A 25,977-nucleotide genomic window follows, 5' to 3' on the forward strand; every position below is an offset into this window, starting at 1 on the left:
CCCATTGGTTCTTGGGAAAACCTTCAAGATCATTTAAAAAAATATGTTAAGTCCGCATTTGGTACAAACTCCAAGTCATTTGAGGAAGATCGTCAGAGTTTGTTAGATTCTCCGGGGTTTTTTTCCAAGAACCTTATGTTGAAGTGTTACCTGTTTATAAATCCGGAAAAAAATTAGAAGAGTTAAATACAAAAGATTTACCAGCTTTATCACAAGAGACTATTAGTTCTTTTGTTCAGGTCGCTAGTGCATCACTTATACCGAAAAATATAAATTTATATCAACATCAACAAGTAATGTTACAAAAAGCATTGGCTCAAGAACGAAAACATTGCGTGGTTGTTACTGGAACGGGCTCAGGTAAAACTGAAGCTTTTCTGCTGCCAGTATTGGCATCCATTATTAAAGAAGCCAAAGGAAACTGGAAACCTCCACAAGCTCCAAATAAAACTTGGGGAAATAGCATTAAATGGGATAGTAGTAGGAAGTTGCTACGAAAAGAGACACGAACCCCAGCAGTTCGTGCGTTATTGCTCTATCCAATGAATGCTTTAGTTGAAGATCAAATTTCAAGACTGAGATCAGCTTTGGATGCTAAAGAGTCACTTAGTGCTATGGATGATGCTTTAGAGGGGAACCGAATTCGATTTGGGCGGTACAACGGCTCGACCCCAGTATCAGGGCACCCTTTCAAAAGTGATGGAAAAGCAAACACAGCTAAGAGATCGGAACTCACTAAAAAGATCATGCGGGCACATAGTGAATATGAAGAATACAAAGAGCAGTTAAAGAATGCTAATAGTGAGCTTAAAGAGGCTAATCGAGAAGGAAATAAGAAAAAATAAAAATAAAGGAAAAAGAGCTCGTTGTTCTACAAGATCAACAAGATTTTATTCCTAGAATGGAAGTAGACTCCTGTGAAATGTTCCATCGTTGGGAAATGCAAGATACACCACCTGATTTACTCATTACCAATGTAAGTATGTTATCTATCATGCTAATGCGTCATGAAGATAAAGCTTTCGTTAATGATAGAGCCGACTCCCAAATCTTTGAGGCGACTAAGAAGTGGTTGGAAGAGGATAGGGAAAATCATGTTTTCCAACTAGTTGTGGATGAATTACATTTATATCGTGGTTCATCGGGCACAGAAGTTGGTTATCTACTCAGATTATTGATGGATAGGCTTGGCTTGTCTGCAGATAGCAAACAACTCCAAATTTTAGCGTCTAGTGCTTCCTTAGGAGAAGATGAAGAGTCATATGATTTCCTAGGTGGAATGTTTGGATTGACGCCAGTAGAGGCAAAACAACGCTTTCATATTGAAAGTGGTGAGTCTATGTATCCAGCAGATGGACAAGCACATGACTTTTCAGAAAATATTGATACGACTTCAATAGAGTTAGGAGAAGCAATTGCTAGTGGAAATGAAGTTGAAAGTGAACATATACAAGAGCTTGTAAATGAGCTTGTCACGGCTAAAAATATGGAAGCTATTGCTTATAGTTTTTTAGTAGTGAGAGTAATAGGTTCACTTCTATGTCTCTGGAAAAGCTAAAGGCTGTTTGCTTCCCTAACATCTCGCCTAAAGAGCAAGACGTTGCAATAAGGGGACTATTTTATGGATTAGGACAGGCCACGGCACTTCAAAATAAAGGTCAGGATTTTACAAGCTATATTTTACCTAGACTGCGCTTTCATTGGATGACTAAGAACATTGATGGACTTTGGGCTACCGCTGATATTAAAGACAGAAAAGATAGCAAACGTAGAGTTGGTAAGCTATTACCCGAATCAAGATTAGTTTTTGAAGGTAAACGAGTATTAGAAGTTCTTTATTGCGAATGCTGTGGCACTCAGTTATTAGCTGGTTACAAAATGCATGCTGGCGGGGTGCAGGGGACTAAATATGAACTTGCAACTCTACCCTCAGCCATTGAAAGCATACCAGAGGCTGCTCCGCAAGGCCGCACGGATGCACAAAATTATAAAAACTTAGGTGTTGTTTATTTAGTGCCAGATGAATATCCCAATGAAGATGGATTAATTTGGGAACAGGGCTCAGTTGAACGAGTGGGTTTAGAGGGGCGTGTTGGTAATCCAGCTAAAACAGCGAGCGCAGGATGGAAGAAAGGTTCAATTGACCCTGTAACAGGAGTCGTTGAAATAGGAGTCCATAACCCGAAACAAACTAAGTGCCTATGGTTTAGTGTTGATGATAATGATTGGGGGATGAATTTCAATTACCTGCAATGCCGCAGATGTGCCCGTCTTGCTATACAAGCTATTCTGAAAGGAAGGGTGGTAAGCCATCTCCTATTAGGGCATTTGCTACAGGTTTAGATCAAATGTCTTTATTACTTGCAAAACATTTGATGTCTGTACTCCCTAATGATTTTAGAAAGCTCGTTGCATTTTCAGATAGTCGTCAAGCCGCCGCTAAATTAGCTAATGGAATTGAATCTGGTCAATGGGATAGCTTGTTACAGTATTTCATTCTTGATGAAATACGTCATCGCTCCGTTGGCTTTGTAGAAGAAATCAAGAAAGAAATTTTAGACTGCGTTAAAGAAGATAAAGAAGAGGAAATTGACCGACTTCTTGAAAAAAACATTCAGATTAAAGATGAGTTGCTCTCCTTTTTAAGTGATGCTGAATTAGTCATTAATAGACCTAGCCGCGCTACATCAGATGCTAAATCTAATGTAGAAATAATCCTTAATTATAAATCTGGTTATGTTCGGTTGGATTCATTCTTGCACCCGGTAAGTCAGGACAAGCTAGATGTTCCTATAATTTGGCAAAGAATGCTCGAACTTGGCGTTAATCCTGCAGGTTCAGGTGTTGATGTAAAGTACCTCCAATCAAGGAATGGACAGTCTTTTGGTTGGGTGGATCTTATTGATTTCGATAAGGCTTTGCTAGCAAATAATTTAACCGAGGAAAAAAGAATTTCTTGATTAATAAAATGGATTCCACACTAAGGAAAAAGGCTTGGAAGGCGATCTCTGGTCGCCTGCTTTATAACTTAGAGTCTAAAGGTTTCGGTCACCTTGCTCTTTCATCCAATTTCAATAAAGCTGGCCCCGCAGGTATACCATCAAATATTTTCAGAAATATTGCTGAGAGTGTTTTACGTATTCTAACGGAAGAGTACTTTACGGTTCCATATGAGCATGACCAAAATGGACCTAGAACTGAATGGAAAATGGATCAACCGAATGATAAGTCACGACAGATTGTCCAAAAGCGAGTCAAAAGGTACTTAGAGATATGCGCACAACATAATCGTACAGACTATGAGTCGTTGAGGGTTGCTGTGTGTGATGCTCATACCAGCGAAGGCCATCATTGGGGAATTGTTAGACTCGACCAGTTATGGGTGCGCAATGTAGAGCCAAATGATAAACCGTGGATTTGTGATAACTGTACTCAGATTCATTGGCACTCATCCGGTGGTGTTTGCTCCAGATGTTCAGCAATTCTAACCACAGAACCCAATGGTTTTAAAACTGCTGAAAAAATAGAAATAGGGCATTATCATGCAAATTTATCTGTAAATTCTTCATCTGCGTTTCGAATCCATTCGGAGGAATTAACAGGTCAAACTGATAATCAAGCGCAAAGGCAACGACACTTCAGAGATATCTTTTTAAAGATGAGCAGCTAGATGATGTAGTGCCCCGTAATATAAACCGTAAAGTCGACAGTATTGATTTATTATCGGTAACTACTACGATGGAAGTCGGTGTTGATATAGGATCTTTACTATCTGTTTTTCAGGCTAATATGCCGCCCGAACGTTTCAATTATCAGCAGCGAGCGGGTCGTGCAGGTCGAAAGAAGCAAGCATTTTCTGCTGCGTTGACCTATTGCCGAGGTCAAACTCATGATCGTATCCACTTTGAACACCCAGAGGAAATGACCAGTGGTATTCCCCCACAACCGAGTATTTCGGTCAGCGAAGACCAAAATATTTTAGCGGAAAGACTAATTAATAAGGAAGTTTTACGTCGTGCATTTCAAGCCGTGGGCTTAACTTGGACTGCTTTTAATTCTCAACCAGATACCCATGGTGAAATGGGGATTGTACAAGACTATATTGATAATGTAGATGATAGACGAAGTAATGTAGCTGCATGGTTAGACAATAATAAGAAAACTATCTTACAGATTGCTGAGGTTGTCACTCGTGGAACGTTTATAAAAGCAGAACTGCTAGCTAAAAATATTGCAATGATTAATCGGTTAGATTCAGTAGTCAAAAGTGAGCAAGATAAATCTCGTGGTTTGGCTAATGCCTTAGCTGATGCGGGTGTACTGCCCATGTATGGTATGCCTACGATGGTTAGAAATTTGCACTTTGGATTACCAAGCGGAGAAGAGCGGTCTAAAGAAGCTAAAACATTGGATCGCTCTATTGAGCAGGCCATTACAGACTATGCTCCTAGCTCAGAGCGAGTATGGGATAAGCGTCTCTTAACGCCTATAGGACTTGTTGGGCCAATTAAGCATAAAAAACAAATCAATGGACATCGTATGCCGAGCCTGTTGGTGAAACTACTTGGCAAGTTTTTTGCCGTGAATGTAGAAACCTGAGTGTTGTTCCAGTTAACCTTGAAGATGTTCAAGGTAGAGAGTCTTTCCAACAATGCTCGAGTTGTGATTCAGATAATGCGAGTGCTTATTTGGCGGTTGTTCCTAATGGCTTCATGACAGATTTTAATCTCAGTAAACCTGCAGGTTCAGGCCAATCAAATGGTGGCTCAGGATCTGTATCTTTTGTCGCTTCACAAGCGATAGAAGATAGTCTATCAGAGCCTAATGGAGGTGCATTTTTAGCCTTCGCTAATCAACAAAAGGTATACAGAATTACTCAAAGCGCAAATTTATCACCTTTTTCTTTTGAAAAACTGGATACTTTTCCAACTCCCAATGGCCAGTGGCTTAATGCTTCAATGTGGATTAAAAATGATAAAAGTAATGATGTACATGCGTCACTTGCTGCATCTAAGACAACAGACCTTTTGAGTATAAGGTTACTTGATCGTCCTGGGCTATGTTTTTTGATAAACCTAAAGAGGTTGCTTGTCGAAAAGCGGCATGGTTTTCTACGGCCACTATTCTACAAAGAGCTATAGCTCTGGAACTCGATGTTGATTCACTCGATATAGAAATCGCATCTGTTCATAAATATAAGCATGATATCAATGAAGGTGCTGAGCTCTATCTATCTGATGAGCATCCCAATGGATCGGGCCTAGTAAATTGGGCCAATAAGCATTGGTCTGAGTTAATCGCGGGTTGTATTGATCCTATTAATCACGATAAATTTTCTAAACTGGGTCGCTTTTTACGTGATGAATGTAAACGTGCTCAAACATTTGGGCAAGAATGGAGAAGCCCTGATTTACTCCTGAAGGGGTTCCGTAATCGTCATTTACATCCCTTAATAGATTGGCGACTTGGTTTAGAGTTATTATCGGTAATACGTGACGCTAATTATATACCAGGTGTAACACCATACTTTGAAGACTGGGGTCTTGGCTTGAAAAGTTCGCAGGAAGAATTTGCTGAAATCGCTAAAAATTATTGTTCGGCTTTTGGTGATGGAAACATTATTCCAATCACCGATGGTTCTTATCTTCACGGCTGGATTTCTGAAGATGGGAAAACTTTGGATATAGTTGCCCACCCACTCTGGCAACTTGATCATCAGATGAGAGATGAAGTTTCGAAATCTATTATTACCTTTGCTAGAAAGCAAGCTTTTGTCAAAAATGTAAGACTTTTGGATTCATTTAATCTTTCACGAAGAATGTCATGGGTCAGAAATAACCCATCTTTTTTCCCAGAATATGAGATTAGTTTTTTAGTGAGGGTATCTGTGGTAATCAGAATCAATTAATACCTGAAATAGAGATAGGAAGCCTTTTTGACTATGAAGGAGAGACTTGGAAAAGAATGCTAGAGCAAGATGTATGGTCTATTAAGAAAGGAACTTACATAGTTGCAAAAGATGGTATAGACCCTTTTATCGTTAAGGTGCAGGTTCTTCCTAGCAATACAAGAGTGAAACCAATAGGTAAAAATCCATTGATTAAAAATCAATGGTCGAGTTTAAAAGTGTTGGCTGTGGCCAATTAAAAATCATAGGAGTAGTTATCTATGCCACGATTAATTGGACCTGTTCCATCAGATAAGTGGGAAAGGGAAGTCCGTAGGCAATTGTCTAAGCAGTTACCTGATAGTTGGATTGTGATCTGCAGTGTTGCTTGGGCATTGAAAGATGGCTTTGGTCCGGTTAAAGATGGAGAAGCTGATTTTGTGATTTTAGCGCCAGATTTAGGCCTAGCTGTTGTTGAGGTTAAGGGGTCAAAATCAGTATTTGTTGGAGAAGATGGAACATGGTATCGGCGTGACTTTAGTGGTCGTGAAATAAAACTAAAAGAATCTCCTCCTGAACAAGCAAATCGAAATTTACATACGCTTACTAAGGTAGTAAAAGATGAACTATCTTTAGGTGGAAGTAATGCATTTATGGTTTACATGCATGGATAGTGGTTTACCCAAATGGAGAAGTTGAAGGTAAAATAGACCTATATGATGATTCCACTCTTATAACTAAAAATCGAATGCATCAATTAGGTGGAGCAATTAGGGAAGCATTATTATCAAAAGGAAGCGAGAATACAGGTAAAAAATTCAGCCGAGAATTAGCTAGTGATGCGGCTAAAATTCTAACTAATCAACGTTTTCGTGTGGTTAAAGTTGATACGGAGTTAGATGCTAATGAAGATGAAGATGATATTGAAGAGCTTACTCGTCAACAGTTTGCCGCATTGCGCGGGGCATTTGAATTACCACGAGTTGCAATTATTGGACCTGCAGGCTCAGGTAAAACATTACTTGCGTTTTGGAAGTTGTCAGCTCTGCTAGAAGAAGAAAAAAGCAATCTTCGTATGTTTTAATAAGAAGTTGGCAGAGAGCTTAAGACTTAAACATCCCGATATGGCGAGTGCTATTTTTAGCGTCGATTCATTATTTTGGAATCTAGTTGATGACCATTCTGGGAGCGGTGCATCAGGTTTCTATTCTACTGTATTACCTGAAAGAGTAATGGATTCTTTTCATAATGAAGATGATAAATATGATGCCATTATTATTGATGAAGGACAGGATTTTGGTGATGAAAGAATTTTTGCTTTATATGAATTACTTAAAGACTATGATACCTCCCAATGGCTTTACTTTGGAGATAATAAGCAAGATTTATACGGGCAAGGTACCAACGAGACATTAGGTGCTGAAGTGACGTTCCGCCTTTACCACAACTGTAGGAACACTGAACGAATTAACGCTGCCACTAATAAAGTTTGTAGCGGTGTGGTTAAGCCTATGCCCGGTGTACCTAAAGGTGAAGTACCCCATGTTAGTATTTGCAAAGTTGATTCCATGGCACAGAAGGCTTGGGATCTAGTAAATGAATTGAGTGCCAATGGTGGTGCGGTGATTCTTTCTCCGTACAAGTTAGAAAATTCATGTATGAATTCTTCTAGAAAGGCCTATAGCCTTAACTTAACAGAAGATATTAGCAAGCTTGGTGAGCCGGGTTTTGTGTTTTATTCGACGATTAAGTCATTCAAAGGTTTGGAGGCTCGACATGTAATTTTTGTACATGCTGACAAGCTAGGGATGAATCCCGCATTGGCAGAAGAAGACTTGTATGTAGCATTCACTCGTGCAACAGCAAGGCTGGATATTATTACAACAGATCTGGAAACTGGCTCTTGGCTGTTGAACTTGCTTAAGGTTTTTGAGTGAATAATATAAACAAAGTTAATTCATGTTTATTGACCTATTCGTAATTTAATAGTTAAAAATATATTTTGTGGTTGTCTAACTACTTAACTTATATTTAGCTAAGATACGCCTGAGCGTTCTTATCTGCTCCAAATCTAAAATTATAAAACACTCAATAAGGCGAATCTCTGTGGCTATTCATGCCTGTTTGAATTGATTCCTTTGCTAACCTATGTTTAGGATTTGTATAAGACCCTATTTACTCTGAATGAAAATCAATATTGTTAGCCGTTACTGTAATTCTGTTAATATTATCAATAATCAAAAAACAGATTTACGCCACCCGAAATTTTAGTTATACCCGCTTTAAAAAACTCTAAAAGCACTTAATACTCAGTCATACAGCACTAAATTAAGTGACTGCTTTGGGCTAGGCTGGCTTAGTGCTGCGTTTCTTTTTAACTGTTTTTTAGCCGTTGACCGAGGTCGTCGGGGTTTATATGCGCCTCGATTCGCTGGGCTTTGTGGCAGTGATTCAAACTTGACCGTTTTAACGTCTTCGATAAGTTGCGCAAGGTTTTGTTCTATTTGGGTTATAAACTGTTTGTAGCCCATAGATTGTTGGCTAATGGACTCAAGTTGCGACTCCCACAATGCGGTCATGTCAGGCTGTGATACAACGTCGGGCAATGCTTGAATTAATTGTCGCCCTATCGGTGTTGCGATTATGTTTTTTCCGGTACGAGTCAAAAATTGGCGTTTAAATAGCAGTTCAATGATGCCTGCCCGAGTTGCTTCAGTGCCTAGTCCATCGGTATCCCGCAGCAGTTTTTTATCGCAGGATCGGTAACAAAACGCGCTACGCCGGTTAAGGCACTCAACAAGCTTGCATCGTTAAAGGGTTTAGGTGGGCTGGTCATCTTTTCAACTAACTCGCCACGTTGGCAATGCACCTGCTGACCTACCGTAACTTGAGGCAATTCAGATGTTGCCCATTCTTGGTCATCGGTATCGACATTCGTTTTTGCATTCGTTTTGGCATTGCTATTTGCACTGCTTGATTCAAATAGACTTTTCCAGCCTTTTTGAGTGATCTCTTTTTGTTTGCTAACAAAACATCCCCCTTCGACAATCGTATCAATTTGTTTTTCTTTGTATTCAAACTTAGGGTAAAACTGGGCGATGTATTGACGGCCGATCATGCCATATAATTTTTGTTCATTGGATGTCAAATTGCCAACAGCCCTCGCATTTGCCGTGGGGATTATGGCATGGTGGGCCGATACCTTTTTATCATTCAGAGCTCGTCCTTTTTGAGATAAATTGGCTTTTTCTAACAGTTTTTTAATGTGTCAGAACATTGGGCCATGGCCTGTGCGACCTTAGGGACATCGGCAAAGTGTTCTTCTGGTAAATATTGGCAGTCCGAACGCGGATAGGTAATCAGTTTGTGTTTCTCATAAAGCGATTGGCACGTATCTAATACTTGCTTTGCGCTTAACCCAAAGGCTTTGGCCGCAGCAATTTGCAGACCAGACAAACTAAACGGCAGCGGCGCAACCTGTTGCTTTTTATCTGTTTTAACTTTGTCTATGACGGCGGGTTTGTCGGTGATCCGCTGTACCACATTTTCAGCCAATGGCTTTGATAACACCCGAGATGCTTCATCCATATAAGGTTCGCAGGCATCGCTTGGTTGCCATTTCCCTTGGTAAAACTCGCCATTTTGTGTTTGAAAATGGCCTATCACTTCATAAAACGGTTTAGCGGTAAATTGTTCAATTTCAAGGTCACGTTTTACCACTAATCCTAAAATTGGGGTTTGTACACGCCCAATAGACAGCACACCTTGATACCCAGACTTCTGCCCCTGCAATGTGCAAAGGCGTGTCATATTGAGACCATATAACCAGTCTGCTCTTGCTCGGGCCAAAGCACTCACCGCTAATGGCACAAACTGTTTATTAGACTGCAGATTATGCAAGGATTTAGACACGGCAGCTGTATTAAGGTCGCTAATCAAACAACGTTGCGCTTGGTCAATTTTTCGCTTTGAAGCACCACAATAGCTGATCACTTCATCAACCAATATTTGCCCTTCTCTATCGGCGTCGCCAGCATTAACTATAGTGGTTGCTTTACCAATTAACTTTTTGATCACCGTTAATTGCTTGCGCGTTTTTGGCTTGGGTTTTAATTGCCATTGGGTTGGAATAATCGGCAGGTGTTCAACTTGCCACTTTTTAAATTTGCTGTCGTAATCCTCTGGCGGTGCTTGCTCTAACAAATGACCGATACACCAAGTCACTACTGTGCCGTCGCTGGCTTCGATAAAGCCATCTTGTTTTTTATGCGGTTTAGGCAACGCGTCAACAATCGCTCGACCTAGACTGGGTTTCTCCGCAATAAATAACTTCATGAATAATGACCAACGGACTGAATAAGGATAGACCGCCAATTTTACCGACTAATTACCCTAAGGTCGATGGCAATTAGGTACAGATTATTTTTGGGCGTTTGAGAGCGAGCTATGACTGGGAGCTATGTGATCCCTCTGTACGCTACCCGTCATATCAAAATCGCGAAGCGACTTCTATCTTCAAAACGACCTCTACAGAGGTCGCTTTTACTTCTAGAAGTTAACTGTGTAATACCCATTGTAATATTTTAAATAACGCCAATAGATAACGTTATTCTTTCTCATCTACTCTTAAGGAGCGCTTTCTGGGAATAAACTAGGGTCGCTTTTATCCCACCAAGCACCGACATTTTCAGGGTTCCAAATCCCTTCTATTACATCAGAGGCTATTGCACCTGCTGCATCAGGGAAGTTTGGTGTTGAACGTGGGTTGTTAATGCCATCAACGATATAAGTAGAACCATTTAACTCAAACAACGTTTCCGCTACGCCATCGCCTATTTGGTCAATAGGTGTGCCAAAACCATCGTAATACACACTGCCAGATGCGTTCTGCATAAAGACATTATCAAAGAACATCGCCGAGGTATTGTTATAATAGAATTTTATGTCTGAGTTTTTAATGGTTGAGTTGGCAGAGTAGCTATATAAACCTTCAACAATCGAATTAGAAATCACACCGTTTTCAGACTGCCTAATTGAGCTATTGTTCGAAAGTGAATCGGAGCTGTAACTGCTTTCGAAAAGTCCGTAATTCGATAGCGAACTCGTGAGCTCCACATAACTCGATTTGATAACACCATTACTTAGATTACTAACATTTTCACCCGTTAAATAACTTTGTGTTATTTCTCCGTAGTTACTCCAATACGTCGAGTTTGAAACAAAACTGTTTTGGATAAGGCCATGGCTATAGCCATAACCATTATTCATACTCAAATCTGAATAAACCACTTCCGATGTTTCATTAATATACCAATCAAGGGCTAACTTAATATTGGCAAAACTAACTTGGCTATTGTAAAGGTTAAAGCTACCGTTACCTGCACCACTGCTGCGAATCGTCACAACATTTTCTGAGGTTCCGGCAATGACTGAGTCATAAAAAGAAACGGGCGTGTCTTTTTCTATCATTAACTGCGTACCCGCTGAAACCGTTACTCCCGTTAAGTTAATACGTTGAATTGAAGAGTCATTCATCATGTCATCTTGCTGTTCAAAACCAACAATGTACACCACACCATCTGTATTACTATTGCTGTTATCAATGACTTGACCAGATATAGAACCCATTAGTGGGAAATTGTTTTTATCTAATGGGTTGTACTTATAACTAATTTCATCTCCATCGTTAACGCTGTCGCCATCTGAGTCAGCTAAGAATGGGTCTGTACCGTAGGTATTTTCATCTACATCTGATACGCCATCGTTATCATCATCAACATCATCTTCATCGGCAATGCCGTCCATGTCATTGTCGTTATTAACATCAGGAAAACTCGTGTCATCTAACGGATTAAATATGGCACCATACACAGGGTCCGACTCCCAATCTTCCTGAAGATCACTGTACCCATCGTTGTCGTTGTCATGGTCAATATAATCAGGTATACCGTCATTATCCCAATCTCCAGAATATAGGTCGTACGACGTTAAGATTGGATATAAATGAGTATTCTGATCTTTATCTGGGCTGTAACCCGTTTGCACTGCAATGGTTTCAAGGTTAGTGCTGCCCCAGTAATTGTGTGATATATCCAACAGTTCCGCCGATACGCTTGAATCAGTATCTAACTTGTTATACCGCATGGTTAAACGGCGACTATCACCGGATATAAGTAGATCTGTATCGGATAATACATTATTGATCAGACGAATATTGTTGGTCCCGTATATATCGCTTTCAGTAAACGTACTGCTGGTTATGGTCGTTGCCAATGACAAATTAGAACTTATAAAGTTTGAATCACTAACTGTGCCATTATTAAGACTAAGACTTACACTTTGGACTGTTGAGTTACTTAAGGTGTTTGCTTCTAAATGAGAGTTTTCATTTGAGTAACAATCCGTACAACTAGATTGAACATCCCCTATAATTGATGTATTTACTAAAGTCTCAATATTCGCAGTATAGTTCAGAATAGGTTGTGTAACCAGAAACATTAATAACAGAGTCCACAGCTGATTTAATATAGAAGTCCGGACGATAACCAGCATAGAAATTGATTTCTGAGTCAATTAACGACAACGGCGCTACATAATCCCGACGAGAGTATTCACTCTCATAATCTTTAAAGACCTTCACATAATTGAGCTGGGTATAAGATAATACTGAGTTTTGATTTGCATCGGTAGGGTATATCAACGCACTCTGGTTAGTTTTGTTTGTATAATGCGCTGTATCAGATGAAATGGTAACCATCTCACTTTCACTGCCGTAGGCCATGATTTTCCCATCAACATAGATGTGACGGTTTTCACCATTAAACTGCACCTCCACACCCGGCATCAAGAATAAAGTTTTGTCTTCTTTGACCAACATATTGCCGGCAATAATGTAAGGCGACATTGATTTTAACCATACTGTGTTGCTGGCAATAACACCACCAGTTAACTCAGTAGGCCCCGTATTTTCAATAGATGCTTTGGCAGAGGTTGACTCGGATTGGTCTGACTCTTCACCACTATCATTTAACCAAGTTACTCGATAATAGTACTGGATATCGTTAGCTACTGTGTTATCAACATAATAAGGTGTGCCAGAAGTTGTGGTTGCGACTAGCGTAAACTGGTTAGAGTCTTCTGAACGGTACACATTGTAATTGGCTGCAGAAGCTTGTTCTCCCCACACGATACCAATTTCACCATTACCACCATCACTGTTGGTACCTGTTAATGCATTATTATTCAATTGTGCGCGACTGTTAATACTAGTGTTCGTGGTAACACCGTCGCTGGTGATGATTTCAAAGAATATGGTCTCACTGTCGACCACATCTAATGTCACGATATGAACAAATTGACCATCAGCATTGATAGTAAGTGTCTGGTCTAAATCACCTTCTGTAGTACCAAAGTTAATAGTGCTATTGGTTAATTCATTTGTTTCAAAACTAATCACTAATTGACCATTAACCGACTGCGTTAATAGATTAGTAATGGTGGGAGAGGTCGCTATATTGAGGTTGGTATCACTTGTAATTGTTGCCTCATTACTGGCTTTATCAACAAACATAGCGATAGCCGTTGCATTAATTTCTTGGGCGGTTTCAATTATGTAACTGCCGCTGTATATGCCATCGCCTGCAACAACGTCACCGTCAATTCCATCATCATTAAGCTCTAGATTATTGAACAAACTCGGAATTGTGACAGTTGCTTGTCCATTCACCTCGTTTGCTTGTAAAGTAATTAACAGCGTATCACCTAACCCAGAAACATCAGACATGGTTAAACTGGATAAGTTAACTTGGGTGTCTAATAAAATAGTGGAAGTGGCTGGTGTTAATTCAACGCCACTGCCATCATAAAATGCAACCTCAATTACCTTATCACCATCTCCATCCGTTAATGTATAACTGCGCTCTGAAACAAAACTTTCACTCGGTAATGCACTGCCATTTTCAGAAATAACCATAGTTACCGCTTCTGCATTGGTTAAGCTCAATGTGACAGCCGTACTGTTGGTATACAATGCACCATCATCAATATTAACAAAGCTGTTACGTACACGTGTCACGGGTAACGTATACTCTGTTTGACCGGAAACTAATGTTAGTGGAATGTTTACCGTTTCCCAGCTGCCGTTTGGATACGTGATTGAAAATTGATATTCACCTAGCGGTAAAGCATCAAAAACAAACGTACCGCTAGCATTTGGATTAATTATGGTTTGTTGACCTTGACGGTCTGCAGTAATAATAGTTTGAGTAAAATCGGCAGCATCATCAATGCTGACTTGCCCGCTGACTTTTGCCGTTTGCTGTATAAGAGTTACGCTTGTTACCTCCGTGGCCTCTTGGCCATTGACGGTATAGGTACGTGTTTTAGTTTGCGTCTCAAAATGAGGTTTGTTGAATTTGATGCCTTTCGTGTAATCACGAGCTGTTAAGCTTATTGACCAATTACCTTGCACATCCGTCATTGTGTTTAATGAAGTGCCTACAACTTCGACTAAAACGCCAGAATTGTTATCAAAGCCGTCCAATATAACTTGTCCTGCTAACGTACCCATGTTAGCTCTTGGGTCAACATCAGGGAATTGATCTGGATTATTTAAATCCCACCAAGCTCCAACATTTTTGGGCGACCATATATTGTTAATCTCTTCATATGGTTGTGGCCTGTCAACATTCGGGAAATTTGGTGTTGAACGAGGATTATTAATGCCATCAACGATATAAGTAGCACCATTTAATTCAAACAACGTTTCCGCTACGCCATCGCCTATTTGGTCAATAGGTGTGCCAAAACCATCGTAATACACACTGCCAGATGCGTTCTGCATAAAAACATTATCAAAGAACATCGCCCAAGGTATTGCCACTATAGAATTTTATGTCTGAGCTTTTAATGGATGAGTTGTTGGAGTTTTCAGAGTTACCACCCAAGCTTTCAACAATCGAATTAGAAATTACACCATTATCAGACTGCCTAATTGAGATATAGTTCGAAATATAGTTCGAAAGTGAATCGGAGCTGTAACTACTTTCGAAAAGTCCGTAATTCTCTAGCGCCCCCTGAGCTCCACATAACTTGATTTGATAACGCCATTACTTAGATTACTAACATTTTCACCTGTTAAATAACTTTGTGCTATTTCGCCGTTATTACTCCAATAACCTGAGTTTGAAACATAACTACCTTGAATAAGGCCATTGTTATTGCCTGAATTATTCATACTCAAGTCTGAATTGATTATTTGAGAGTTGCTATCGATATACCACTCCATAGCTAACTTTATATTGGCGAAACTGACTTGGCTATTGTAAAGGTTAAAGCTGCCGTAACCTGCACCACTTCTGCGAATCGTCACAACATTTTCTGAGGTTCCGGCAATGATTGAGTCATAAAAATATACAGGCGTGTCTTTTCCAATCATTAACTGCGTGCCCGCTGAAACGGTTACTCCAGTTAAGCCAACGCTTTGAATTGAAGAGTAATTCATCATTTCATCGTGCTGTTCAAAACCAACAATGTACACCACACCATCTGAATTACTATTGCTGTTATCAATGACTTGACCAGATATAGAACCCATTAATGGGAAATTGTTTTTATCTAATGGGTTGTACTTATAATTAATTTCATCTCCATCGTTAACGCTGTCTCCATCTGAGTCAGCTAGGTAGGGGTTGGTTAAACGCACTAATTCATCGGTATCTAATAAACCGTCGTTGTCATCATCTAAGTCAGCATCATCTAATATGCCATCCATGTCATTATCTCGTTCTGTTTCAGGATGAGAGTTTGCATCTAATGGGTTATAAATACTGCCAAAGTTTGGATCGGACTGCCAATCTTCTTGCAAGTCACTGTAACCGTCGTTGTCGTTGTCATAATCTAAATAATCTTTTATACCGTCTTGGTCAAAGTCACCTTCGTACAAATTGATAGACGTAAGTATTGGATATAAATGAGTATTTTCATCTTTATTTGGGCTATAGCCAGTTTGAGCAGCAATATTGGTCAAATCTGTACTACCCCAATAATTGTTTGATATATCTAGCAGTTTTGCGCTGACGGTGGAGCCACTGTCTAACGTATTATAATGCATGGTCAAGCGGCTATTATCACCTGATAACATTACTGAACTGTTGGTGAAAGTATTGTTGGTTAATCGGCTATTGGACGAATCAATTAATAAACTATTAACTAATACACTGTTGGTCATGGTTGTAACATTGGATGCTGTGACGTTGGTTAAAATTGAACCTTCTATTGTCCCGTTATTAAACTGAAATTTTGCACCGTTGAATTCCGAGTTTAAAACCGAACCTATATTTAGCATATACGACGAAGTAATTTCTTCTTCACCTTGGTCATTGAGCTGAACAAACTTAGAGCTAGTGGCTGATTTAATTCGAGGTGCCTCATAACTTGAGTACCAACTATTTCCATAATTCTGATATAAAGATGAATGAATAGATTGAACGTAAAAACCGCCAAAATTACTATTATTTTTCTGTTTTATTGTTGAATTGATTAACGTGACCGGAGAGTAATAATTACGTCTGTCCCATGAATTCGAATAATCCTGATAGGTGCTTAAGAAATTCCAAACAGTATGACTAAACTGACTTATTTCTTGGTCACTGTTTAGCTCCTGTACCTTTTTAAATATTACATTACCAGAATAGGATTCAACATAATTAGACTCTTCACCTTCAGCGCCAATCGCTTTAACACCAAAGGCATTTAATAATACTTTATTATCTTCTGTACCGATTGCGGTTATTTTCCCATCCACATATACACTAACGTTTTCTTGAGATAACTGGACTTGGCTACCCGCTAATAATAATAATTCTACGTTGTCTTTAATTTTTAAATTAGCGCTAATGTTATAAGGTGAGCGAGAGCTTAACCACACGGTGTTCACATCAATTACACCACCTGCAATTTCGGTAGGGCCTGCGAGTTCCAAAGTGGGGGTCACACTAACGGCGTTTGATGCAATACTTTCATTGCCGTCTATATCAACAGCCGTAACCTTATATTGATACTCCGTGTTATTACTCACTAAGTTGTCTACATAGGCGTAGTCTTTGATTAGTTGTTCGTTATTAACTAAAATAAAGCTCGTGCCGGAATCACTCGAACGATAAATTCTGTAACCCGCTATTTCTGAATCTTGCACCGTATTCCAGATCACGCCTACTTCATTGTCACCAGCGTAAGCAGCAATACCTTCAACAATAGCAGGTGCTAATTTGCCCTGCCCATATTTAGAGCTACTATTACCAGCAGCATCTGTAACGGTCACTTTAAAATAAGTGATTATATCTTTAGGCAGATTCGAGAGGGTTATGTTATGGCTATTTGATAAGGTGTTTGCGACGTTATTATCTTGTTCTAGTTCAGCTGGGTTTTGACCATATTCAATAGTAGACGTAGCTACTTCATTGGTGGTGAAGTTAATGGTCATTAAACCTGTTGCTACATTTGACGTTACGGTGATATCAGAAATACTTGGCGCGGTATTTATTGTAATTAATTCACTGGTTGCAACTGCTACATTTGTTGCTATGTCTGTCACGTTTACAGTTGCCATTGAATTAACATCAACTGTTGAATTAATTAACAATGACCGTTGGTAAATACCATCATTCGCAACGTCATCGCCATTAAAACCATTATCAAGTATTGGTAAATTTTGAACCAAACCAGGTACGCTGACTAACACCTCGGCATTCATTTCACCATTTAAGTCAACCGCTATTAAAAGGTTATCACCTTTTGTCGTGGCACCACTTGCCGAAAATGAGTTGATAACTAATGTTGTATCTAAATTAATGGTATCTGTAACTGTAGCTAAGGCAGTACCGTTGATATCTTTAAATTCAACAGTAATCGTTTTAACACCATCACCGGAAGACATAACAAACGACTGATCACTGGCATAATCCACCCAAGCTGTTGAGTTTATACCATCCGACACTTTCATTTGAGTTGCTGCATCATTACCTATCGATAGAACAACACGAGTGTTGTTGGTAAAAATTGAACCGCTGTTAACCGTTACATAACTTTGTCTTAATTTAATTTCATCCAATTTCACTTGCGGTTGACCAGCACTGAGATCAATAGTGAGTGGGACGGTTTCCCAACCACTTACAGAACATGAAACGGTTGCTTGATAAATGTCAAGTTCCAACGTTTGAGAAAATATTGATTCAGTGGAAAGATCTACGGTGAAATTAGCATCAAAATTAACCCCATTTGAAATCTGAACGATTACAGAAGGACAATTACCAAATGCAGCTAAATCAAATGATAATTCAGCGGTGTGTTGTTTTAACATCTTACTTTGCGCAGTATAAGCTCCTTGTTCGGTGACTGTTACTGTAGATAAATCTATATTACTAACAAAATGTTCTTTTGAATATTCAAGTCCCTTTGCGTAATTTCCTACTGGGACTTGCAGTGTCCAATTACCTAACGCATCAGAGTAGGTTTCAAAGTTCGTTCCCGCGAGAGTTACTTGGATGCCACTAAATTCTATTTGAGATTCTAATGTAACTGAACCTTTTATTACGCCAACTTGGACTGCAAGATCAACAATATAAGGTAAGACATAGTCCGCTTGTTCTGGGATCTGAATGCTTAACGATTTTGTTTGGTAACCCGATTTTACTAAGGTTACTTGGTAGTTACCCGGTGATGCACCTTGGAAACTGAAAAGTCCATCTTCGTTTGTAAATACAGTTAGGTTACTACTACCCACTAAACTCACTTGTATATTACTATGGTCTTCAACCTCATCGCCTAAACTAATTGTACCGCGGAACGAGTACGACGCTAATTCAATATTATCCGTTAATATCTTATTTTGTCCTTGTTCAACGGTAACTAGCAAATTTGTCGTTATTGACCCTTCTTGGCTAATCTTTAATTGATGTTCGCCTATAATGAGATCTGTAAGAGTAAACTCACCTTGGTCGTTAGTAATCGTAGATACACCACTTTGCTCATCAGTGATAATTACACCTACAATTGGGAAACCAGCATTGTTAATAACTACGCCAGATACACTACCAGTTAACCCTTGTAAAATTTGAATATCTAGATTGGTGGTTGTAGCAGTTCCCACTTTAACGTTTTGAAGTGTCACTGCCTGATGATTACTATCTGTAAAGTTTAAGTTGTAATAGCCTGTTTCGATATTATTAAAGATATATGAACCATCTCTAGAAGTAATCGCTTCTTTATCACTCCCTTCAATACTGACTATTATGCCAGCGTGTTGGTTTAATACCGTTTTATATTCGCTGAATTTAGCCGCCCCTGTAATTGAACCTGTTGTTATATTCTCAACAATCACACTTTTAGATAATGTGATGAGATTAATACTTGAGGTTTCTCCTTGGAGAATATCGACATTATCTTGTTTACTTGAATTAAAGTCATTGGCTTGTGCAATGAAGCTATACCCTTTACCTACTGGTAAGGCATTAAAACGATAATGACCATTAGTACCGGTTAACGTTGTATAAATAGACCCATCGGCACCACGGGCATAAACAACGATATTCGCTAAGCTATCTAGGTTATTTGCCTCAATAGAGCCAACAGCATTCCCTTTTTCGTTATTTAGCTCAACAATACCAATATCCACCGTTTGGCCTGAAACGACGGTAAACGGCACGTTTTTACTCACATAGCCATCAACTTCAATTAAGACTCTATAATCACCAAGGTGCTAGGCTTTCTAGTGTAGCTTTACCTTCGTCATTACTCGTCATGTCTATACCACCACTGAGTAGCATTACACGTGCGTTAGCAAGAACATTACCTGTGATTAAACTTTGCGTTGTTAACGTGATATGACCGACAGGTTGCAATTCATCTTCTGTAATGATGACTTCCGTTACGGTTTCTGGCTCAACTGCGATTTCGTCAATTTTAACGCCTTTTGTGGCATCTTCAGTTACTAGGATTAATTCATAATCAGTACCCGCCGGCACTTCAACTTCATAAGTACCATCTTCTGCCACGTTAATTTCTATTGGCTCCACTATTGGCGCGTCGACTTCTACTGAGTTTCCATCATCCTCGGTGATATCATCAGCTTGTGAAGTAACGTTCTGGTCTGCTTGAATCACAGCAATAACGTCACTTGCAACTAACCACAACGTACCGGTCTGCTCCGTCAAGACTTTCTTGTTTTTTCTAGCGAAGTACTCCTTGATAAAGTGGACACTCGATTACTAGACAGTGCTTTTAATGCCGAAGTCGGCACTTTACCTTTAATAGAACCTTTTCCTGACAAGGCTACAGCTTCGCCTGAATTATTACTAGCCCCATCGTCAGCGTAACAAAGCGTAGTCGTTGAATCTATTTCACTGGTGTCTAGGCTTTGGTTATTATTTGTGTCAGTTCCAGCTTCAATTCTGACCGCCTTAGCGGGACAACTCTCATCCGAGTCCAAATTAATTACATTGATCAGTGCATTCGCACCATCCGTACCATCTTCACCATCTATGCCATCTTCACCATCTATGCCATCTGTACCATCTATGCCATCTGTACCATCTGTACCATCTATCCCATCTGTACCATCTATGCCATCTATGCCATCTATGCCATCTGTACCATCTATGCCATCTGTACCATCTATGCCATCTGTACCATCTATGCCATCTGTACCATTCGTACCGTGACAAACAGTCTCTGTTGAGGTGACTTCAATGCTATCCAAAACACCATTAGCGTTTTCATCGACACCTAAATCAATCTTAACTCCGCCATTAGGGCATTCTGCATTTGACTCAAACAGTGCCCCATTTACTGCCATTATCGTTTTAGTCGGAGTAACTATTTCGGGGGATCAGTCACAACTTCAGGGTCATTTCCTGAGCTTTCGCTGCAAGCTGAAAGCGTTAATGAAAGTATCGTTAAAAGGAGTAGACGGTGCGTCATTGGAATATCCCTATTCTTAATAATGTTTATTTTTGCCTGAGTTATAATTTACTCGGGTATTAATTTGTTCTGTTATTTCCAGCTAATACGGATTTCTGCAAACGGGCCGCTAAAGTTTGTTTCAAAGTCGTCAAGTGATTCATTTGCAATTAAAAATGGAGATAATAAAAGTGGGGCAGGCATAATCGTTTGAAAATTTTCATATATTAGGTCCATCTATATTGATTCAATTTTAATATAAATTATTTATTACCACCTGTAAATTTTTTTATACAAAAATGACTCCGTTCTAGGTAAAGACTAAGATCATTATAAACTGAACTTTTTCGTATTCCCATGACCAGACCAGACCATGAAACTAATTCTAAGTGTTCCCATTTACAAATAACTTTATTACTCACTTTTCAGTTATCGAAGAGCCGCTATTAGAGTGTTGTATAAAGTATGAACTAATCACCATATTGTATCTTTTCGTGTGTGTTGTACTTACAGGAGTCGAAGTCTGGGAAATATTTAAGACTTCGGTCGTCGAAATGAGATTGGCTAAAAAATATTTTCCATTCAAAAATAGCATCCTCAAACACAACACGATTACACGCGTATTAAGCCGTTTAAATGCAGCAAGTATTCAAATTTATTTCATTTCATGGGCGAAAGAAATAGCGACAGGTATGAGTGCTGATATTATTTCCATTGGGTTGGAATAATCGGCAGGTGTTCAACTTGCCACTTTTTAAATTTGCTGTCGTAATCCTCAGGCGGTGCTTGCTCCAACAAATGACCGATACACCAAGTCACTACTGTGCCGTCGCTGGCTTCGATAAAGCCATCTTGTTTTTTATGCGGTTTAGGCAACGCGTCAACAATCGCTCGACCTAGACTGGGTTTCTCCGCAATAAATAACTTCATGAATAATGACCAACGGACTGAATAAGGATAGACCGCCAATTTTACCGACTAATTACCCTAAGGTCGATGGCAATTAGGTACAGATTATTTTTGGGGCAAAAGACTATGCGTAAACAACGACGATGCAGGACAGCTGAACTTGCATTATGTGACAAGTAAACTAACTTTTGGTTAAAGCACTCCAAACACTTTTGTTATGCCTGCCAAAGTAAAAATATTGTTGTCTGTGGCTTAGTAACTAGCGATGCCAGTCTTTGGGTTGATTTTCATTCTAATGTTGCAAACACGACCGTTACTGATTAGAACTCTAGAATACATAAATGACTTAAATAATTTAAAGATTGACGAGGTTTATCCGATAAAAAGGATAGTTATGACGATAGGTAGATCCCCATGGCAAATAGATCAATTAAATTTAAAGTATTAACAATCGCATTATTCCCCCTAGCACTTACCGCACTGGCAATTACGTTGTTGGCGACCTCTCAATCTGAGCAAATAAGCTTACAAAGCCAAGACCAATTACGCACTTCGCTGACGGCCGAGAAAAAGAGCAACTCGACTCATTTATCGAACTTGCTATCACCTCAATTGCTACCGCTAAAACTGACGACGCGAAAAAACAATCTTACGTAATTTAAGATACCAGCAAGGCAATAATTACTTTTTTGTTTATGACACCTAGGGCAATCAAATTGTTAGTGCGGATAATCCAGAACGTGAAGGAAAAAATTATTTAGACTCTAAAAGCCAGCAGGGTCGATATCTGGTTAAAGAATATATAGAAAAAGCGCTAACCGGTGGCGGTTATGTTGAATATACATGGCCCAAACAAAACTCAACAATACCGTCACCCAAGCTCGCCAAGGCCGTAATGATCCCTGATACCAATTGGGTTATCGCGACTGGATTTTACGTCGACGAATTAGAAAAACCCTAGGCGTTCTTAAACAACATAACCAAGAAATGTTGTCGGACAGTATCTTTAAAATCATTAGCTTAGCGATTGTTTTGTTATTAGTAATGTCTGCTATTTCCATCAAATTAGTACAAACCATTACCAAACCAATAAATCATGCCGTGAGTGCCTTAGATGAAATAGCCAATGGCGATGGTGATTTGACACAACGTTTGGATGAATCAAAAGGCCATGAATTAGGTGCGCTCTCCGCGGCGTTCAATTTATTTGCGTCAAAAATTGCAGATATGGTTAAGCAAATTAATGGGTCGACGCAAATATTATCGACCTCAAGTGTGAACCTTACGCAACTGATGGCTCAAGCCGAATCAGGTGTGCAACGTCAACATTTAGAAAGTGACCAAGTTGCTACCGCTATGAACGAAATGTCAGCAACAGCTTTGGATGTGGCGAAAAGCGCTAGCAATGCCGCAAAAGCCGCCCATGACGCGGAAGACCAAGTCACTGACGCTTCGAAAATACTAGATGGTGCAATAGAGATCATTAATGGGTTAGGTGACCAAGTTAATATTGGCGTCGACGTTATTGGTAATTTAGGTGAAGAATCTAAAAATATCGGTGGTGTAATCGAAGTTATTCGAGGCATTGCAGAACAAACAAACTTACTCGCATTAAACGCCGCGATAGAAGCAGCAAGAGCCGGTGAACAAGGTAGAGGTTTCTCTGTGGTAGCCGATGAAGTTAGAACCCTAGCGGCAAGAACGGCGAGCAGCACGGATGAAATTCAACGCATGATCATTAAATTGCAGGGTGGAACTAACGAAGCGGTTCTTGCGATAACTGAAATAAATGAAAAATGCATGCACACAGTGACAGAAGCAGAAAGAGTCGACACAGCGCTAAAAGCAATACGTCATTCAGTCACGACGATCAACGACATGAACAGTCAAATTGCAACTGCCGCTGAAGAGCAAACTATGGTATCTGAGACCATAAACCAAAACGTGCACCAGATTGTTGAAGTCGCAGAAGAAACCGCAAACGGTACCGCCGAAGCATCCATGATAAGTAAGCAGCTTAATGATCTCGCGTTAGATATGTCGAAATTAGTCGGTCAGTATAAAACGTAATTTCAGCCCTCGTTTGAGCCAATTGAAAGAAACCTGTGGGGTCAGAGTTGCTGATTTTTGTTATTTCCTCTGCACTTGGTTGGAGATCCCTAATATCGCTTAGACTCTTTTGGGATGACGTTTTATGTTCTGGTTACTTTGAGCCAATTGAAGGTGAATTATGTGATTCCTCTGCGCTCGGTTGGAGATCCCTAATATCGCTTAGGCTCTTTTGGGATGACGGTTTATGTTCTGGTAACTTTGAGCCAATTGAAGGTGAATTATGTGATTCCTCTGCACTTGGTTGGAGATCCCTAATATCGCTTAGGCTCTTTTGGGATGACGTTTTTTCTGTTTGATTAGGATAACGGTTTTTTCTGTTTGGTTAGAATGACGGTTTTTGTTCTTAAACTATGAGCCAATTGAAGGTGGATTATGAACTTCCTCTGCACTTGGTTGGAGCTCCCTAATATCGCTTAGACTCTTTTGGGATGACGGTTTTTCTGGGTATTGGGAATGATGTTTTTCTGTTTGGTTGTCGCTTACTAATGACGTTTTATGTTCTGGTTACTTTGAGCCAATTGAAGGTGAATTATGTGATTCCTCTGCGCTCGGTTGGAGATCCCTAATATCGCTTAGACTCTTTTGGGATGACGGTTTTTTCTGGGTATAGGGAATGATCTTTTTCTGTTTGGTTGTCGCTTACTAATGACGGTTTTTTTCTGGGGATTTGGGATGATGGTTTTACTGGTATTTATCTAGTACACCATTTGGGAAAGTGAATCTGTACTACATAATGTACTACTTAAATTGCTAGTTGTCATTGTTCGTTATTAATCGACAATAACCCATAAAAAACCCGGAAAGCTTTTTAATTAGCTTTCCGGGTCTTTGTTGGTTCTTAAAGAACCTAATAATGGTGCGGTTGGAGGGACTTGAACCCTCACGTCCTTTCGAACACAGCGACCTCAACGCTGCCTGTCTACCAATTTCAGCACAACCGCGAAAGTGTTTCTAGTTTGCAGGTACGTCTTTTACTGGTGCGTCTGTTGTTTCGTTAGAAACTGGAACGTCCGTATCTGCTGGAGCGACTTTTTTAACTTCTTCAACAACTGGTGCTGAGATGTCATTCCACTCGTTTTCTTCTTTAACTGAATTCGCTGTCAAGCTTCCTAGGAATATGCTGATAACAAAAAACAGGGTTGCCAGAATCGTGGTTGTTTTGGTTAAAAAGTTACCAGAACCACTAGAACCGAACAATGTAGCTGATGCGCCAGCACCAAACGACGCGCCCATATCGGCACCCTTACCTTGTTGGATCAAGATTAATCCAACTAAAGCTAATGCGACTACTAAATAAACTACTATCAAAATTTCGTACATGCTATTACCTTAAGCTACCGCATTTTTGCAAATGGTTGTAAATGACTCTACATCTAAACTCGCGCCTCCAATTAGGCCTCCGTCGATGTTGTCACTTGAAAATAATTCTTTACTGTTATCAGGCTTAACACTTCCACCGTATAAAATACGAGTCTCTTGCGCTAACTCCTGATTATAACTCGCCAAAACCTTTCTGATTTCAGCGTGTACTTCTTCCGCTTGTTCCGTCGTGGCCGTTTTTCCTGTGCCTATCGCCCAAATGGGTTCGTAGGCAAAAACTAAGCTGTCTGAATACGACGGCAAATCATCCAATACGGCTCTGATCTGTTTTGAAATAACCGCTATGGTTTCTTCATCTTCGCGTTGCTGTTCACTTTCACCAACACAAATAATTGGGACTAATCCAGCGTGCAATGTTGCCAATACTTTTTAGCAACAACAGCGTCTGTTTCACCATACATGGCGCGTCTTTCAGAATGTCCTATTATGACAAACTGACAACCCACGTCACGTAACATTCTGCCAGAGACTTCACCGGTAAATGCACCAGATTCGACTTCTGCAATATTTTGAGCGCCCTTTTTAACACCATTTGTGTTTTCATTCAAATAAACAAATGGTGGGCATACAACGGTTTCAACTTCTTTAGATTCAAATGCTTGTAACGCATCAATCATTTCCGCCAATAACACTTTATCGCCGTTCAACTTCCAGTTGGCAACTACTAAAGGTAGACGTTCAGCCATTGCTTTACTCCTAATTTTTCGCGGGCGTGATAGTAACTAACAACTTGC

Annotated in this window: 23 protein-coding genes, 1 tRNA gene and 3 pseudogenes; 17 read left to right on the forward strand and 10 right to left on the reverse strand. The window is 39.7% G+C overall.

The window, feature by feature from the left end:
- Window positions 1-143: 143 nt before the first annotated feature.
- From PN838_RS07925 to PN838_RS07980, 12 genes are all read left to right on the forward strand, one after another.
- Window positions 144-845 (forward strand): DEAD/DEAH box helicase, encoded by a 702-nt coding sequence (locus PN838_RS07925; RefSeq protein ID WP_272180289.1) that lies wholly within the window; start codon window positions 144-146, stop codon window positions 843-845.
- Window positions 846-901: 56 nt separating this feature from the next.
- Window positions 902-1,558, forward strand: a complete 657-nt coding sequence (locus tag PN838_RS07930; protein WP_272180290.1) for a DEAD/DEAH box helicase family protein — start codon at window positions 902-904, stop codon at window positions 1,556-1,558.
- Window positions 1,540-2,343 (forward strand): hypothetical protein, encoded by an 804-nt coding sequence (locus tag PN838_RS07935; RefSeq protein ID WP_272180291.1) that lies wholly within the window; start codon window positions 1,540-1,542, stop codon window positions 2,341-2,343. The genes PN838_RS07930 and PN838_RS07935 overlap by 19 nt, the downstream gene beginning before the upstream one ends.
- A gap of 5 nt (window positions 2,344-2,348) precedes the next feature.
- Window positions 2,349-2,960, forward strand: coding sequence for a hypothetical protein (locus tag PN838_RS07940; RefSeq protein WP_272180292.1), 612 nt, complete (start codon window positions 2,349-2,351; stop codon window positions 2,958-2,960).
- On the forward strand, window positions 2,957-3,670 hold the full coding sequence (locus PN838_RS07945) for a hypothetical protein (RefSeq protein ID WP_272180293.1): 714 nt from the start codon (window positions 2,957-2,959) through the stop codon (window positions 3,668-3,670). Before PN838_RS07940 ends, PN838_RS07945 begins: the two co-directional genes overlap by 4 nt.
- An 8-nt stretch (window positions 3,671-3,678) precedes the next feature.
- Entirely contained in the window at window positions 3,679-4,599 is a 921-nt protein-coding gene (locus tag PN838_RS07950) for a helicase-related protein (RefSeq protein WP_272180294.1), read from the forward strand.
- An 89-nt stretch (window positions 4,600-4,688) separates the two neighbouring features.
- On the forward strand, window positions 4,689-5,141 hold the full coding sequence (locus PN838_RS07955) for a hypothetical protein (protein WP_272180295.1): 453 nt from the start codon (window positions 4,689-4,691) through the stop codon (window positions 5,139-5,141).
- Window positions 5,060-5,908 (forward strand): hypothetical protein, encoded by an 849-nt coding sequence (locus tag PN838_RS07960; RefSeq protein ID WP_272180296.1) that lies wholly within the window; start codon window positions 5,060-5,062, stop codon window positions 5,906-5,908. Before PN838_RS07955 ends, PN838_RS07960 begins: the two co-directional genes overlap by 82 nt.
- A gap of 56 nt (window positions 5,909-5,964) precedes the next feature.
- Window positions 5,965-6,147, forward strand: a complete 183-nt coding sequence (locus tag PN838_RS07965; protein WP_272180297.1) for a hypothetical protein — start codon at window positions 5,965-5,967, stop codon at window positions 6,145-6,147.
- A gap of 21 nt (window positions 6,148-6,168) precedes the next feature.
- On the forward strand, window positions 6,169-6,561 hold the full coding sequence (locus PN838_RS07970) for a nuclease-related domain-containing protein (protein ID WP_272180298.1): 393 nt from the start codon (window positions 6,169-6,171) through the stop codon (window positions 6,559-6,561).
- The gene (locus PN838_RS07975) at window positions 6,561-6,971 is read left to right on the forward strand and encodes a hypothetical protein (protein ID WP_272180299.1); all 411 of its coding nucleotides are present in this window, start codon (window positions 6,561-6,563) and stop codon (window positions 6,969-6,971) included. Before PN838_RS07970 ends, PN838_RS07975 begins: the two co-directional genes overlap by 1 nt.
- 7 nt (window positions 6,972-6,978) lie before the next feature.
- Entirely contained in the window at window positions 6,979-7,824 is an 846-nt protein-coding gene (locus PN838_RS07980) for an ATP-binding domain-containing protein (RefSeq protein WP_272180300.1), read from the forward strand.
- A gap of 372 nt (window positions 7,825-8,196) precedes the next feature.
- Here PN838_RS07980 and PN838_RS27115 read toward each other — a convergent pair.
- The 6 genes and pseudogenes from PN838_RS27115 to PN838_RS08020 all read right to left on the reverse strand — a co-directional run bounded on the left by PN838_RS27115 (window position 8,197) and on the right by PN838_RS08020 (window position 20,738).
- Window positions 8,197-10,222 (reverse strand): annotated as a pseudogene (locus PN838_RS27115) (DNA topoisomerase III).
- Between the two features lie 291 nt (window positions 10,223-10,513).
- Window positions 10,514-12,385 carry a hypothetical protein gene (locus tag PN838_RS08000; RefSeq protein ID WP_272180302.1) on the reverse strand — a complete coding sequence of 624 codons (1,872 nt, stop codon included), beginning with the start codon at window positions 12,383-12,385 and terminating at the stop codon, window positions 10,514-10,516.
- Window positions 12,339-14,729: a choice-of-anchor X domain-containing protein gene (locus PN838_RS08005; protein ID WP_272180303.1), complete on the reverse strand. Its 2,391-nt coding sequence runs from the start codon at window positions 14,727-14,729 to the stop codon at window positions 12,339-12,341. The genes PN838_RS08000 and PN838_RS08005 overlap by 47 nt, the downstream gene beginning before the upstream one ends.
- 222 nt (window positions 14,730-14,951) lie before the next feature.
- Window positions 14,952-19,601: a carboxypeptidase regulatory-like domain-containing protein gene (locus PN838_RS08010; RefSeq protein ID WP_272180304.1), complete on the reverse strand. Its 4,650-nt coding sequence runs from the start codon at window positions 19,599-19,601 to the stop codon at window positions 14,952-14,954.
- 31 nt (window positions 19,602-19,632) lie between these two features.
- Entirely contained in the window at window positions 19,633-20,097 is a 465-nt protein-coding gene (locus PN838_RS08015) for a hypothetical protein (protein ID WP_272180305.1), read from the reverse strand.
- On the reverse strand, window positions 20,094-20,738 hold the full coding sequence (locus PN838_RS08020) for a DUF7151 family protein (protein ID WP_272180306.1): 645 nt from the start codon (window positions 20,736-20,738) through the stop codon (window positions 20,094-20,096). Before PN838_RS08020 ends, PN838_RS08015 begins: the two co-directional genes overlap by 4 nt.
- A gap of 493 nt (window positions 20,739-21,231) precedes the next feature.
- Here PN838_RS08020 and PN838_RS27120 point away from each other — a divergent pair, with 493 nt between their 5' ends.
- Window positions 21,232-21,570 (forward strand): transposase family protein, encoded by a 339-nt coding sequence (locus PN838_RS27120; protein ID WP_370661010.1) that lies wholly within the window; start codon window positions 21,232-21,234, stop codon window positions 21,568-21,570.
- Here PN838_RS27120 and PN838_RS08025 read toward each other — a convergent pair.
- Window positions 21,551-21,772 (reverse strand): annotated as a pseudogene (locus PN838_RS08025) (DNA topoisomerase III); the annotation flags it as partial. The gene PN838_RS27120 and the pseudogene PN838_RS08025 sit on opposite strands and share 20 nt — an antisense overlap.
- Before the next feature lie 393 nt (window positions 21,773-22,165).
- Between PN838_RS08025 and PN838_RS08030 the strand changes: the two are divergent.
- The 4 genes from PN838_RS08030 to PN838_RS08040 are packed head-to-tail and all read left to right on the forward strand — an operon-like array spanning window position 22,166 to window position 24,159.
- Window positions 22,166-22,408, forward strand: a complete 243-nt coding sequence (locus PN838_RS08030; protein ID WP_272180307.1) for a hypothetical protein — start codon at window positions 22,166-22,168, stop codon at window positions 22,406-22,408.
- A gap of 58 nt (window positions 22,409-22,466) precedes the next feature.
- Window positions 22,467-22,712, forward strand: a complete 246-nt coding sequence (locus PN838_RS27125) for a cache domain-containing protein (RefSeq protein WP_370661096.1) — start codon at window positions 22,467-22,469, stop codon at window positions 22,710-22,712.
- A complete protein-coding gene (locus PN838_RS08035; protein WP_272180308.1) occupies window positions 22,664-23,821 on the forward strand; it encodes a methyl-accepting chemotaxis protein in 1,158 nt (385 codons plus the stop codon). The genes PN838_RS27125 and PN838_RS08035 overlap by 49 nt, the downstream gene beginning before the upstream one ends.
- Window positions 23,822-23,856: 35 nt before the next feature.
- On the forward strand, window positions 23,857-24,159 hold the full coding sequence (locus tag PN838_RS08040) for a hypothetical protein (protein WP_272180309.1): 303 nt from the start codon (window positions 23,857-23,859) through the stop codon (window positions 24,157-24,159).
- 558 nt (window positions 24,160-24,717) lie between these two features.
- Here the strand turns inward: PN838_RS08040 and PN838_RS08045 are convergent.
- From PN838_RS08045 to tpiA, 3 genes and pseudogenes are all read right to left on the reverse strand, one after another.
- Window positions 24,718-24,804 (reverse strand) — tRNA-Leu (locus PN838_RS08045).
- 10 nt (window positions 24,805-24,814) lie between these two features.
- The gene (gene secG / locus PN838_RS08050) at window positions 24,815-25,183 is read right to left on the reverse strand and encodes a preprotein translocase subunit SecG (protein WP_215964065.1); all 369 of its coding nucleotides are present in this window, start codon (window positions 25,181-25,183) and stop codon (window positions 24,815-24,817) included.
- 9 nt (window positions 25,184-25,192) lie between these two features.
- Window positions 25,193-25,929 (reverse strand): annotated as a pseudogene (tpiA, locus tag PN838_RS08055) (triose-phosphate isomerase).
- Window positions 25,930-25,977 lie beyond the last annotated feature (48 nt).

The organism is Psychrosphaera algicola (assembly GCF_028401425.1).
Lineage (GTDB): Bacteria > Pseudomonadota > Gammaproteobacteria > Enterobacterales > Alteromonadaceae > Psychrosphaera > Psychrosphaera algicola.